The sequence below is a fragment of the Rhodococcus ruitaii genome (assembly GCF_055230935.1).
The window spans coordinates 214,369-228,131 of record NZ_JBUYWC010000003.1 but is presented as its reverse complement, the minus strand read 5'-3'; the positions used below and the strand labels follow the sequence as shown (position 1 = coordinate 228,131).

The 13,763-nt window shown below is 67.5% G+C and carries 12 protein-coding genes; 3 read left to right on the top strand and 9 right to left on the bottom strand.

Features of this window, described 5'->3' with window-relative positions; all coding sequences use genetic code 11:
• Positions 1-2: 2 nt before the first annotated feature.
• The 7 genes from purL to purS all read right to left on the bottom strand — a co-directional run bounded on the left by purL (position 3) and on the right by purS (position 7,057).
• Positions 3-2,282: a phosphoribosylformylglycinamidine synthase subunit PurL gene (gene purL, locus ACZI8W_RS04225; RefSeq protein ID WP_463367240.1), complete on the bottom strand. Its 2,280-nt coding sequence runs from the start codon at positions 2,280-2,282 to the stop codon at positions 3-5.
• A gap of 83 nt (positions 2,283-2,365) precedes the next feature.
• Positions 2,366-3,037, bottom strand: coding sequence for a Uma2 family endonuclease (locus ACZI8W_RS04220; RefSeq protein ID WP_463367239.1), 672 nt, complete (start codon positions 3,035-3,037; stop codon positions 2,366-2,368).
• 69 nt (positions 3,038-3,106) lie between these two features.
• The gene (locus tag ACZI8W_RS04215; protein ID WP_463367238.1) at positions 3,107-4,414 is read right to left on the bottom strand and encodes a M18 family aminopeptidase; all 1,308 of its coding nucleotides are present in this window, start codon (positions 4,412-4,414) and stop codon (positions 3,107-3,109) included.
• 28 nt (positions 4,415-4,442) lie between these two features.
• On the bottom strand, positions 4,443-4,862 hold the full coding sequence (locus ACZI8W_RS04210) for a DUF427 domain-containing protein (RefSeq protein ID WP_463367237.1): 420 nt from the start codon (positions 4,860-4,862) through the stop codon (positions 4,443-4,445).
• Between the two features lie 20 nt (positions 4,863-4,882).
• Positions 4,883-5,713, bottom strand: a complete 831-nt coding sequence (locus ACZI8W_RS04205) for an acyl-CoA thioesterase (RefSeq protein ID WP_463367532.1) — start codon at positions 5,711-5,713, stop codon at positions 4,883-4,885.
• 424 nt (positions 5,714-6,137) lie between these two features.
• Positions 6,138-6,815, bottom strand: a complete 678-nt coding sequence (gene purQ, locus ACZI8W_RS04200; RefSeq protein WP_463367236.1) for a phosphoribosylformylglycinamidine synthase subunit PurQ — start codon at positions 6,813-6,815, stop codon at positions 6,138-6,140.
• Complete coding sequence (gene purS / locus ACZI8W_RS04195) at positions 6,812-7,057, bottom strand: phosphoribosylformylglycinamidine synthase subunit PurS (protein ID WP_463367235.1); 246 nt, start codon at positions 7,055-7,057, stop codon at positions 6,812-6,814. The genes purQ and purS overlap by 4 nt, the downstream gene beginning before the upstream one ends.
• A 203-nt stretch (positions 7,058-7,260) precedes the next feature.
• Between purS and ACZI8W_RS04190 the strand changes: the two genes are divergently transcribed.
• Positions 7,261-7,905: an MBL fold metallo-hydrolase gene (locus ACZI8W_RS04190; protein WP_463367234.1), complete on the top strand. Its 645-nt coding sequence runs from the start codon at positions 7,261-7,263 to the stop codon at positions 7,903-7,905.
• Between the two features lie 4 nt (positions 7,906-7,909).
• Here the strand turns inward: ACZI8W_RS04190 and ACZI8W_RS04185 are convergent, their stop codons facing one another.
• Positions 7,910-9,550 carry an FAD-binding dehydrogenase gene (locus ACZI8W_RS04185; RefSeq protein ID WP_463367233.1) on the bottom strand — a complete coding sequence of 547 codons (1,641 nt, stop codon included), beginning with the start codon at positions 9,548-9,550 and terminating at the stop codon, positions 7,910-7,912.
• A 62-nt stretch (positions 9,551-9,612) separates the two neighbouring features.
• Positions 9,613-10,317: a DUF2334 domain-containing protein gene (locus tag ACZI8W_RS04180; protein ID WP_463367232.1), complete on the bottom strand. Its 705-nt coding sequence runs from the start codon at positions 10,315-10,317 to the stop codon at positions 9,613-9,615.
• Positions 10,318-10,408: 91 nt separating this feature from the next.
• On the opposite strand from ACZI8W_RS04180, the gene ACZI8W_RS04175 reads away from it, so the two are divergent.
• A complete protein-coding gene (locus ACZI8W_RS04175) occupies positions 10,409-11,560 on the top strand; it encodes a cytochrome P450 (protein WP_463367231.1) in 1,152 nt (383 codons plus the stop codon).
• A 66-nt stretch (positions 11,561-11,626) separates the two neighbouring features.
• Positions 11,627-13,753, top strand: coding sequence for an oxidoreductase (locus ACZI8W_RS04170; RefSeq protein ID WP_463367230.1), 2,127 nt, complete (start codon positions 11,627-11,629; stop codon positions 13,751-13,753).
• The last annotated feature ends 10 nt before the right edge of the window (positions 13,754-13,763 follow it).

Below are 13,763 nucleotides of genomic sequence, written 5' to 3'. Positions count from 1 at the left end.
GGCTACCCGAACAGGGCCGGCAAGGTCCTTTCGTAGACCTCGCGGAGTTCGTTCATGGGCACCGAGAAATGGCCCTGGATCTCGATCGAATCCGCTCCCTCGTCGACGACACCGATCCGGACCCACGGCAGGCCCCGCGCCGTGCACATACCCGTGAACCGGGACTCCTCGGTGCGCGGGACAGCAACCAACACCCGGCCGGCAGACTCGGAGAACAGGGTCACGAACGGATCCGCGTCCTCGGGTAACAGGACCCGGCATCCAGTCTCCCCTGCGAGCGCGGCTTCGACGACAGCTTGCACGAGCCCACCCTCGGACAGGTCGTGGGCGGCGGAGATCAGTCCGTCGCGGGATCCTGCGAGGAGGATCTCCGACAGCAGACGCTCGCGCTCGAGGTCGACCTTCGGCGGCACACCACCGAGGTGATCGTGCTCGACCTGCGCCCAGACGGATCCGTCGAACTCGTCGCGGGTGTCACCCAGCAGGATCAGTGTCTCCCCGGGCTCGAGACCCAGACCGGTGGGGATGCGACGGTGCACATCGTCGATCACCCCGAGAACCGCGACCACCGGCGTCGGCAGGATCGGTGTGGAGCCGGTCTGGTTGTAGAAGCTGACATTGCCGCCCGTGACCGGGATCCCGAGCTGAGCGCAACCATCCGCCAGGCCGCGCACGGCCTGCTGGAACTGCCACATCACCGCCGGGTCCTCGGGCGAACCGAAGTTCAGGCAGTTGGACACGGCCTTCGGGGTCGCGCCGGTAGTCGCGACGTTGCGGTAGGCCTCCGCGAGCGCGAGCTGCGCACCCGCGTACGGATCGAGCTGGGTGTAGCGGCCAGACGCGTCGGTAGCCAATGCGATACCCCGACCGGTCTCCTCGTCGATGCGGACCACACCGGCGTCGGCATGCTCGGCGAGGACTGTGTTGCCGCGCACGTACCGGTCGTACTGCTCGGTGATCCACTTGCGGCTGCACAGTGCCGGCGACGCGAGCAGCTTCAGCAGCGTGGCCTTCAGCTCCTCGTCCGTCTCCGGGCGCTTCAGGTTCGCGGTGGTGTCGGCGACGAGAGCATCCTGCGTATCGGGGCGCTGCACGGGACGCTCGTAGACCGGACCCTCGTGCGCGACCGTGCGCGGCGGCACGTCGACGACGGTCTCGCCGTGCCATGTGATGACGAGCCGCTCACCGTCGGTGACCTCACCGATGTCGGTGGCGAGCACATCCCACCTGCGACACACGGCCATGAACGCGTCGACGTTCTCGGGTGCGACGACCGCGCACATGCGCTCCTGCGACTCCGAGGAGAGCACCTCGGCAGGTGTCATGCCCGTCGCCCGCGTCGGGACACGCTCGAGGTTGATGCGCATGCCGCCGTCACCGGCCGCGGCAAGCTCGGATGTCGCGCAGGACAGCCCGGCGCCGCCGAGATCCTGGATGCCGACGACGAGCTTGTCGCGGTACAGGTCGAGGCAGCACTCGATGAGCACCTTCTCGGTGAACGGGTCGCCGACCTGCACGCTCGGCAGCTTCTTCGGCCGGCCACCGGCCGAATCGTCGAAGGTTTCGGATGCGAGGACGGACACACCGCCGATGCCGTCGAGTCCGGTGCGGGCACCGAACAGGATGATGCGGTTGCCGGTGCCGGATGCGAACGCCAGGTGTAGATCCGAGGTTCGCATCGCGCCCGCGCAGAGGGCGTTGACGAGTGGGTTGCCCTGGTAAGAAGCGTCGAACACGGTCTCGCCGCCCACGTTGGGCAGACCGAGAGAGTTTCCGTAGCCACCGACTCCGCGCACGACACCGTCGACGACCCGCCGGGTATCGGGGTGGTCGGCAGCGCCGAAGCGCAGCTGGTCCATCACCGCGATCGGGCGGGCACCCATCGCCATGATGTCGCGGACGATGCCGCCGACACCCGTCGCCGCACCCTGGTAGGGCTCGACGTAGGAAGGGTGGTTGTGGGATTCGACCTTGAAGGTGACGGCCCAGCCGTCGCCGATGTCGACGACGCCGGCGTTCTCGCCGATACCGGCGAGCATCGACGAGCGCATCTCGTCGGTGGTGGTCTCACCGAAGTACTTCAGGTGCACCTTCGACGACTTGTACGAGCAGTGCTCGGACCACATCACCGAGTACATCGCCAATTCGGCGTCCGTGGGGCGCCGCCCCAGGATCTCCGTGATGCGGGTGTACTCGTCGTCCTTCAGCCCCAGCTCCCGATAGGGCTGAGCGACATCGGGGGTTTCGGCGGCGTGGGTGACGGTATCCACGTGCGATGACACTGGGCGTCGGGTCCCTTCACTCTGGGATCGAGAAACAGCAGGATCGAAATCAGCAGGCCGGGCGGGTACTGCCGGGAGCCAGTCTATCGGTGGGTCGGCCTCCCCGGCTCTTCCGGTGCCGCGGCAGTGTCGGCAACCTGGGTGCCGCCCTGCTCGGCGGGCGTACTTGCCCGGGGTGCGGCGGGTGCGGTAGCGCCGGGATCGACCAGTCCACCCAGGTCCACGGTGACCTCGTTCCCCACTGCCATCAGCTTCGGCGCACCGCTGTGTTCGGCGTCGTACCGATACCAACCTGAGTCGAGGGTGAACACCGCGATCACCGGCGGACCAATGAGATCGACGATCCAATACTGCGGAATCCCGGCCTCCGCATACTCCGAGAACTTCGTGACGCGGTCGGTGCGGGCGGTGCCGTCGACGGTGACTTCGAGGATCAGCCGCACCTCGTCCGACGAAGCTCGATCGGGATCCGCGTCGACGAGTGCCCGGTCGACCACGATGACGTCGGGAATGCGCACGGTGAGCGGCTCCTGGGTCACCAGTACCTCCACCCCACCGAGCACGCACAGGTGGTCGGGGAGCTGCTCGTCGAGTTGCAACGCCAGCGCGAGGGCCGCGTGGTCGTGCAGCGATCCGGGTCGCGGTGACGCGACGAGAACCCCCTCGCACACCTCGATGTGGAAGCGGTCGTACTCGGGCAGTTCCACCCATTCGCCGAGGTTCAGCAGGTGATCGGGGAAGGACGGGACACTCACGGCCGACCCCCGATCGCGAACTGGACTGGACTGGACGACCTCAGTCTCGCATCGGTAGGCGCGCCGGTCTCAGGAATGCGACAAGCGCGGTGTGAGAAAAGCGGCAAGCGAATCCGCATACGTCGTCACGTCGGCGGCACCCATCAACTCCCGCGCCGAGTGCATGGCGAGCTGCGGCGCACCGACGTCGACGGTGGTCAGGCCCGTCCGGGACGCGGTGATCGGGCCGATCGTCGAACCGCACGGCAGATCCGCCCGGTGGACGTACCGCTGCAGGGGGACACCGGCCTGCTCACACGCGAGAGCGAATGCGCCGGCGCCCTCCGCGTCGGTCGCGTACCGCAGATTCTGGTTGACCTTGAGCACCGGTCCGCCACCCACCACGATCCGGTGGGCGGGTTCGTGCCGGTCGGGATAGTTCGGATGCGTCGCATGTGCCATGTCGCCGGACGCGACGATCGACCCTGCCAGGGCACGCAGGAACTCGTCGCGCCCACCGCCGCGCACCAGCACGATGCGTTCCAGGACGGTGTTCAGCAGATCGGAGAATGCCCCGCGGTCGGACATGCTGCCGACCTCCTCGTGATCGAACAGGGCCAGCACAGGCATCGGTCCCGCATGCTCGGCGACGTGCCCGGTGGCGGCGAGCAACGCCCGCTGCCCCGCGTAACACGTGGCCTGATTGTCCAGTCGGGGTGCGCTGACCAGATCTCCCCCGGCACCGACGAGCGAGCTCGGTGCCAGATCATGCGTCATGAGTTCCCAGCCGAGGACCGCGGAAGGGTCGATCCCGGTCTGCTCCGCGAGATAGTCGATGAACGACCGTGGGTCGCGGCCGATCCCCCACACACCGTTGAGGTGGCGCTGCGGATCGAGGTGCACGCCCTTCCTGTCCTCCGACAGGTGGATCGCGAGCTGCGGCACACGCAGCACGGGCTTGTCGATGCGGACGAGCACGTCCTCCGTGCTGTGCCCGGCCCGGACGGTGAACCGCCCGGACACCCCGAGGTCGCGGTCGAGCCACGAATTGAGCCACGCCCCGCCGTACGGTTCGAGGCCGACGAGCTGCCACCCGGCCGACGCGAGATCGGGATGCTGCTTGATGCGCAGATTCGGGCTGTCGGTGTGCCCGCCGACGATGCGGAACGGCCGGGCCGGGCTCGGGTCGTCGCCTTCGGTGCTCCACGCGATGAGCGAGCCGCCCCGGATCACGTAGTACCTGCCCGGGTCGGCAGGCCAGCCGGTGGTCTCGTCGAGTTCGGTGAACCCGCTGTCGGTCAGCGTTGCCGCGACGGTCGCGCACACGTGGAAGGGTGAGGGCGACAGGTCGACGAAATTACACAGACCCTGGGCATCGGCATTCGTGATCGAAGGCATGCAAGCATCTTCGCACTCGCCGCTGAGGTCAGCGCCCCGACACCGCGGGCTGGGCCTGCCCCACACTCACGGTGACGGCATCCTGGTAGAACGCCACATAACCGCGGATCCGGGCCACCTGCTCCCAGGGTTCCTCGTAGCTCCAGCACAGCGACTGGTGGCCGTCCCCGTCGAAACGCCAATACGTGGCGTCACCCTTGAACGGGCACCGCGACCCGGCGTCCCCGGCCGGTGTCAGTTCCACGACGACATCTGCGCGTGGGAAGTAGAACACCAGGCCGTGGTCCTGCTCGTCGACCAGCAGGGATGCCGTGGTCTCGGCGAGCAGCACCCCGTCCAGCGTCGCCCGCACCACATTACGGCGCGAGTGGATATCGACGCGGTAGTCCGGCCTGGCCGCGAAGCCGGCGCTGCCCTCGGCACGTCTCCCGGCATCGTGCACACTCATAGGCTTTCTCCTGTCCGCCGTCACAACCGCGCGCTCGCGGGTATCGCGGAATGGTCGGCCTGCAGCGGCCGGATCATCGCTTCCTGGGTGAACGATGCGAGCAGGTCTCCGCTTTCGGTGTGCACCTGCCCACGCACGTAGGACATTCCGCCACCCACCTGCGTGCTCTCGTGCGAGTAGAGCAGCCATCCGGTCCACCGGACGGGTTCGTGGAATGCCACCGACACCGTCATGATCCCGGTCGAGATCGTCCGGTGCGCCTGGCTCGTTCCGACTCCGTCGTGTGCCCGCATGGTCGCGGAAACCGACAGGTGGCCGGTGAAGTGCGCAACGAGCGCCTTGGCGAGATCGGTGCGCGTCGGGATCTGGTCGTAGTGCAGCCAGGCGTACAGTTCCGGCGGCCCGACCACTTCCGGGCTACGGACGTCGGCAACGTCGACGACCCGCAGCTCCCGCCCGATCATGGGCATTTCGTTCCGGTGAGCGTCCTCGGGTGGAACCACATCGGGCCGGGGCGCGTGGTGGCGGATCACGTCCGGAGTAGGACGATCCGCGAGGATCGACACCATTGCGTGGCGTCGGCCGCTCTGGCAGACGGCGACATTTGCGCTGACCACGGTGCGTCCCGCGTGAACGACATCGATCTCGAAATCGACCGGCTCGTCGGCATCGACCGCGCGCGAGAAGATCGCTCGCGCGGATCGAACCTCCTTGTCGGGAAACCGTTTCGCTACCGCAACGATCGACTGGGCGAGCAGTTGGGTACCGTCCACTACGCGGCGACCTCCGCCATCACTCTCCCCGGTGAAGCTGTTCTCCCCCGTCTGCGACACGTCGAAGATGCGCAACATGCGCTCTACCGAAGAGCCTTCGGGCACAGGCGCTTCACCCGAAGCACCGGGATTCGCAGTGATGGGATCGGACGGCGCCGTGTCGGAAGGTGCCATGTGCCGCTCCTTCGGGAGTGGGCTCGGGAACGGTGCGCTATCGGAAACAGTGCGCTACAGCATACGTCGGGGCTGCCCGACTGTGGATCCCCAAAGTTTGCGTATTCCTACTCACGACACTGCCGATCGCGTCCGGCATACTTGACCCCGGCGCCATCGGAGGGGACGGAGGTGGCTCCAGCTCGGGATCCGATCGGGGGGTTGAATTCCGGGTGTAGACGAACGAGGGACCTCGAAGCCGATCGGGACGGCGACGGGGTCCCTCGTTCCGTTCCGAGCACAAGACCTCGCCGCCCAGCGGGCAGCGAGGTCTTGTCGAATCAGAGGATCAGGCGTTCACTACCGCATCGAGAACGCTGTAGAACATTCCGAGCCCGTCGTCGCTGGGGCCGGTGAGCGCCTCGGTGGCGTGCTCCGGGTGCGGCATGAGACCGACGACACGGCCGTTCGCCGACGAGATACCCGCGATGCCGCGCTGCGAACCGTTCGGGTTGTCGCCCGCATACCGGAACACGACGCGGCCCTCACCCTCGAGTTCGTCGAGCACCTGATCGGAAGCCTGGTAGCGGCCCTCGCCGGACTTGAGCGGCACGAGGATTTCGGCGCCCGACTCGTACCGCGACGTCCACGCGGTGTCGGTGGCCTCGACCTTCAGCCACTCGTCGCGGCAGACGAAGTGCAGACCGGCGTTACGGGTCAGTGCACCCGGCAGGAGCCCGGCCTCGCACAGCACCTGGAAGCCGTTGCAGATACCGAGGACGGGCATGCCGCCCCGCGCTGCCTCGACGACCTTGCCCATCACCGGAGCGAAACGGGCGATCGCGCCGCAACGCAGGTAGTCACCATAGGAGAATCCGCCGGGCACGATCACCGCGTCGACATTCTTCAGGTCGGCGTCGCCGTGCCACAGGCTCACGGCCTCGCCGCCGGCAAGCTTCACGGCGCGGGATGCATCGACGTCGTCGAGCGTTCCCGGGAACGTGATGACTCCGATGCGGGCGCTCATGCCTCACCGTCGATTCGACGGACCGTCCAGTCCTCGATCACGGTATTCGCGAGAAGACCCTCGGCGATCTTCTCGAGCTCGGCGTCGTCGACGCTACCGTCGATCTCCAGCTCGAACCGCTTTCCCTGACGGACGTCGGACACGCCCGCGAAGCCCAGCCGCGACAGCGCCCCGACAATGGCCTGGCCCTGGGGGTCGAGAATCTCGGTCTTGGGCATGACTTCGACGACGACACGCGCCACGTGCTGCTCCTCGGTAGTAGTGCTGGCACCCGGGGACGGACACCGGACACGGTGCAGTTTACCGGCTGACGCGTGTCCGCTCGGCACCACGCCCCACCCTCCCCCCCAACCAAGCTCCCCCCAACCGAGCGAATGGCACACTCGTCTCCGTCACCCGACGGAATGATCCATTCGTTCATTCGTGTGGCGGCATACTCGGTCCCATGCGACTCACCCACTTCGGCCACTCCTGCATCCTGCTCGAACACGACGGCACCACGATCCTGTTCGACCCGGGCACGTTCTCGCACGGATTCGAGGGCATCACCGGCCTCGACGCCGTCCTCGTCACCCACCAGCACCCCGATCACGCCGATCCGGCACGGCTCCCCGCACTGCTCGAAGCAAATCCCGATGCCGCGCTGTTCTCCGACCCGCAGTCGGCGGCGATGCTCGACGGCAACTGGTCGGCAGTGCGTCCGGGCGACACGTTCTCCGTCGGCAATCTCACCGTCCGCGGCACCGGTGGACGCCACGCGGTGATCCATCCCGAGCTGCCCGTGATCGACAACACCGCCTACCTGGTCGGCGACGACGCGAACCCGGCACGCCTGCTCCATCCGGGTGATTCGCTCTACATCCCGCACGAGAACATCGACGTGCTCGCGCTGCCGTCGGCCGCTCCCTGGCTGAAGATCTGGGAGGCGGTCGACTACCTGCGCGCGGTGAACCCGCGGGTCGCGGTGCCGATCCACCAGGGCATCATCACCGACCAGGCCAACGGGATCTTCTACGGCCGGTATTCCGAGATGGCGCCCGCGGGCACCGAGTTCCGGGTGCTGAAGCACGAGGACGGCGCCGAGCTCTGATGGACTACCGGGCAGCGCGACCTGCGGCCCGGCCCGAGAAGATGCAGCCGCCGAGGAACGTGCCCTCGAGCGCCCGGTAGCCGTGGACGCCGCCGCCACCGAAGCCCGCGACCTCGCCCGCGGCGAACAACCCGTCGAACACCGATCCGTCTGCCTCGAGCACCCGCGACGACAGGTCGGTCTCGAGCCCACCGAGTGTCTTGCGGGTGAGCAGGTGCAGTTTGACGGCGATGAGCGGCCCGGCCTTCGGATCGAGGATGCGGTGCGGCGACGCGATCCGCGCGACGCGATCCGGCTTGTAGGCACGGGCTGCGCGCAGCGCGGCCACCTGCAGGTCCTTCGTGTACTTGTTGGCGATCTCCCGGTCGCGGGCTTCCACCACCGACCGCACCGCCGCGTAGTCCAGCGGCGCGTCGGGGGTGAGTTCGTTCATTCCGGCGACGAGATCTGCGAGGTTGTCGCGCACCACGAAGTCGGCGCCACGCTGTTTGAACGCCTCCACCGGCCCGGGCGCACCCGATTTGATGCGTTGCAGCAACAGGCCGATGTCGCGACCGGTCAGGTCGGGATTCTGCTCCGAACCGGAGAGCCCGAACTCCTTTTCGATGATCTTCTGGTCCAGCACGAACCACGTGTGGTCGTGCCCGGTGCCCACGATGTGCTCGAGCGTGCCGAGAGTGTCGAAACCGGGGAACAGCGGCACCGGGAGTCGCTTGCCGGTGGCGTCGAGCCACAACGACGACGGCCCGGGCAGGATGCGGATGCCGTGGTTTGGCCACACCGGGTCGTAGTTGGTGATTCCCTCGGTGTAGTGCCACATGCGGTCGCGGTTGACGACGTTGCCGCCGGCCTTCTCGGTGATCTCGAGCATCCTGCCGTCCACGTGCGCGGGCACCCCGGTGAGCATGTGCTTCGGCGGCGCACCCAGGCGTTCCGGCCAGTTCTTCTTCACGAGGTCGTAGTTGCCCCCGATCCCGCCGGAGGTGACGATCACAGCACCTGCAGAGAACTCGAAGTCGCCGACGGCGGTCCGCGACGACTTCACTCCGCGCGCGGCAGTGCTCGGTTCGAGGACGGTGCCGCGCACGCCGGTGACGGCGCCGCCCGTCACCACCAGTTCGTCCACCTGGTGGCGGTGCTTCAGCGTCACCAGCCCGCGATCGACACCGTCACGGACCTTGCGCGCGAACACCTCGACGAGCGCGGGACCGGTTCCCCACGTGATGTGGAAACGCGGCACGGAATTGCCGTGGCCGCCGGCGTCGTAGCCGCCGCGTTCGGCCCAGTTGACCATCGGGAAGATCTTCAGGCCCCGCTCTCGGAGCCAGGCGTACTTCTCGCCCGCCGCGAACTCGACGTAGGCCTGTGCCCAGCGACGCGGCCAGCGATCTTCGTCGTCACGGTCGAATCCGGCGCTGCCCATCCAATCCTGGAGGGCAAGTTCGTACGAGTCTTTGATGCCGAGGCGGCGCTGATCCGGACTGTCGACGAAGAACAATCCGCCGAATGACCAGAATGCCTGTCCGCCAAGATTGTTCGAGTTCTCTTGATCGACGATCAGCACCTTGCGGCCCGCGTCGATCAACTCCCCGGCAGCGACCAACCCTGCAAGACCCGCCCCCACCACGATCACGTCTGCTTCCATGCCCGTGAACATTACCGAGCGGTAGCGCCGAACGGGAGGGGGTCGAGCCGGAAGAAGGTGATTCAGGCCACGCTTCGATCGAATACAGTGCGCTGCCAACGGTAAACGCTGGGCTCGGCGCCGTGATGCAGCGCGATGTCGACCGCGTCGAGCATCGCCTGCCGCGGCCCCGGCTTCGCCAGATGCGCCCCGGAGATCGCGACGCGCAGCAATTCGCCGCGCCGTGCGACGCGCCCGGCCCCGATCACCATGGCCCGGCACCACCACGGTTCGGTTTTCGCACCGTCGCCGATCCCGTACACACGGGACTTGACGACCGTGTCGCGCTCGAGGTCGCGGATACCTGCGACGTCGGCCATGAGCCGGAACCCCGTCTGCGGAAGCGCGGCGAGCGCACCGGGCGACGCGAGCCAGCGCGGCGGCGCGAACAGGCGGGTGCGCAGTCCGGTCTCCTCGAGCACACGATCGGCCGCGAGCAGCCGCAGGCGGGCCTCGTGTTCGGGAAGTGTGGCGAACTCGGCGCGACGCCGCTTGGTTGCGGCCTGGTCGTAGCCGTGCAGCACGATCGCATCGCCGCCCTCACGACGTTCGAGCAGCCACTCCTGGGTATCCGGATCGTTGATCAGCCGGTAGTGGTCCTTGAGCCTCGGCGCCACGAACAGCGACAGCGGCACACCGCGTTCATCCATCTCGCGCGCGAATCCGTCGACGTCGTCGCGTGTGGCGTCCCTGATCCCCGACACCGATACGATCAGCTGTCCGCTCATGTGTGCCACGATGCCGCACGCGAATGAACAGAAGTCATCGGGGGCCTGAAAACCGGCACAACACCTGCCGGCCTGGCGGCACACTGGGATAATGACCGACGAGCCTCGCGTGGACTGGGATCCGCGTTCCGAAGCGGTGCAGAAGAACCAGGTCGCGGCGTACGACGACATGCGCAGTCGATGCCCCGTCGCACACAGCGCCTATCGCAACTGGACGGTGTTCCGGCACTCCGACACGGTGGGGATCCTCGACGACCCCGACACGTTCAGCAATGCCGTGTCGTCGCACCTTTCCGTCCCCAACGGCATGGACCGGCCCGAACACACCCCGTTCCGCGCGATCAACGACCGGTACTTCACGCCCGAGAGAATGTCGGCATTCGAACCGGCATGCCGGGAAGTGTCGCGGGATCTCGTCGACTCACTCGGCGGCGGCGAGGCCGAGATCGTCGCCGCGCTCGCCGAACCGTTCGCAAACCACATCCAGTGCCGATTCATGGGCTGGCCGGAGCGTCTCCACGAGCCGCTGCGGGAGTGGACCCGCAAGAACAGGGAGGCGACGCGCGCACTCGACCGCGAGGCCATGTCGGCGATCGCCCTCGAGTTCGACGGCTACATCCGTGAGCAACTCGACGAGCGCCGCGCCGCGCACCCACCCGCCGACATCACGACCGAACTACTCGCCGAACGCGTCGAGGGCCGCGCATTGTCCGACGCCGAGCTGGTGTCGTTGATCCGCAACTGGACGGTCGGAGAACTGAGCACGATCGCGTCGTGTGTCGGCATCCTCGTCTCGTATCTGGCGGCGAACCCGGACATCCAAGCTCATCTCCGCGCGGAGCCGAACCGCATCGGTGCGGCGTGCGACGAGATCCTGCGCATGCAGGCACCGCTGATCGCGAACCGTCGGCGCACCACGCGGGAGGTGACGATCGCCGGGCGAACGATCCCCGCGGGCGAACGCGTCATGGTGCTGTGGGCCTCGGCGAACCGCGACGAGGATGTCTTCGGCGACCCCGACGAGTTCCGCCTCGATCGCGATCCGGTCGACAACCTGCTCTACGGCCGCGGCATCCACAATTGCCCGGGTGCCCCGCTCGCGCGGCTCGAGTTGCGGGTTCTGATCGAGGAACTGCTCGCCGCCACCGTGTCCGTCGACGCCGTCCCGGGAGCGACACCGGTCTACGCCGCGTATCCGGCGGGCGGGTTCGCGTCGGTGCCGGTGTCACTCCAGCGGAGTTGACCGGACGCGGTCTCGAAGGCCGGGACCGAAGCCCCTGTCGCGACCGGAGGGGTCTATTTTTCGGGCGTGACGAACCGGCATCCGACATTCCCCAGCCTGCTCTCGCCCGGCTCCATCGGCCCCCTCGCCCTGGACAACAGGGTCGTGATGCCCGCGATGGACATGAACCTGTGCGAGGACGGTGAGATCGAGCAGGGCGACATCGATCATTTCGTCGCCCGCGCCGCGGGTGGAACCGGGCTGATCATCACAGGTTGCTGCGCTGTCGCCTACCCCGCCGGCTGCACCAGCACCAAAGAACCCGGGCTGTCCGAAGACCGGTTCATCCCGGGACTCAGAGCCCTCGCCGACGCAGTCCACGAGGCAGGCAGCAAGCTGTGCGTGCAGATGACGCATCACGGCAAGGTGGCACGCATCGACACCATCGAGGGCCGGCCGCAGCTGGTTCCGAGCATCCCGAAGCCGCCGAGCGACATGAGCGCCATGGCGGACTGCACCCCCGATGAGCTGAAGAAGATGGCCGCCATCCAGGGCGGCAAGAAGACGACCTATCACGAGGCCACCGAAGACGACCTCGCGTGGCTGGTCCGCATGTTCGCCGAGGCTGCGGGCCGCGTCAAAGCCGCCGGTGGCGACGCGGTCGAGATCCATGCCGCCCACAACTACGTTCTCGGCGGTTTCCTGAGCCGGTACGCGAACCAGCGCACCGACGAATACGGCGGGTCGCTGGAGAACCGGGCACGACTGACGGTCGAGGTGATCCGCGCTGTCAAGGCCGAGGTCGGCGACAGCCTCGCCGTCATCGTGCGTATGGCCGGGCAGGAGTACGGCGAAACGGGCGGCCTCACCGTTGCGGAATCGGCCGACGCAGCGCGCATGTTCGAGGAGGCCGGGGCAGACGCAATCCATGTCACGGGTACCGCACTGAACGCATTCGCGAACTTCACCGACGGCCCGCTTCCGGACAAGGTCGGTTACTACACCGACAACGCCTCGGTCATCAAACGCGCACTGTCGATCCCGGTCATCACCGTCGGCCGAATGCTGCCCGATGTCGGCGAGACGATGATCGCCGAGGGCCGCACCGATTTCGTGGCGATGGGCCGCCAGTTGCTGGCCGACCCCGATCTGGTGAGCAAACTGAAGGCGGGACGGACCGAGCAGGTCCGGCCGTGTATCAACTGCTACGTGTGCGTCCAGGAGAACTTCTGGGACGACACACCGATCTGCGCGGTGAATCCCGCGCTGGGCGACGAGGCCCTCGTGCCCTTCGTGCGGGGCGCGACGAGCAAGAACGTCGTGGTCATCGGCGCCGGACCGGGCGGCCTGGAGACGGCCCGGGTCGCGGCCGAGCGCGGTCACCGCGTCACCGTGATCGACAAGACGGACCGGCTCGGCGGCACACTGTGGTTCTCGTCCCTCACCACCCCCGACAACGAGCGCCTGCTGACGTGGCTGACCGAGGAGATCACCAGGCTCGGTATCGACGTCCGGCTGAACACCGAGGCAACTGCGGAGTCGATCCGCGCATTGAACCCGGACGTCGTGGTCGTGGCCACCGGCGCGGTACGTGAACGACCGGCGATCCCCGGCGGCACCCTCCCCCACGTGCACACCGGCGACAGCATGCGTGCGCTGATGACGGGTACCGGCGACGTGTCGGATCAGTCGCTCGTCCTGCGTGTCGCGGGCACGCTCGGCAAGCTGGCCCGCATCACCACCAGCCCCGGCAAGATCCGCACACTCAGCAGCAAATACCTCAAGTTCGTTCCGATGGCCAAGGACGTCGTGGTGATCGGCGGCTCGCTGGTCGGGCTCGAGCTCGCCGAATTCATGGCCGAACGCGGCAGCCACGTCACGCTGCTCGCGGAGGGTCAGCAGCTCGGGGTGCCGATGGCGATGCCGCGCCGGTGGACCGCCGTCAAGCATGCGCGCGAGGTCGGCCTCGACATCCACCGCAACGCGACCGTGCAGCGCATCACGCCGAAGACCGTGGAATTCACCGTCGACGGTAAAGCCATGTCGGCGCCTGCACGCATGGTGATCGTCGCGTCCGGTGTCTCTGCGGCGGCACCGCTGGCCGACCAGCTCGCGGGCTCCGGCCTCGACGTGCGCGTGGTCGGCGATGCAGGCAGCGTCGACTACATCGAAGGCGCCATCCACACGGCGTGGAAGGTCGCGACCGAACTCTGACCGGTCCCGA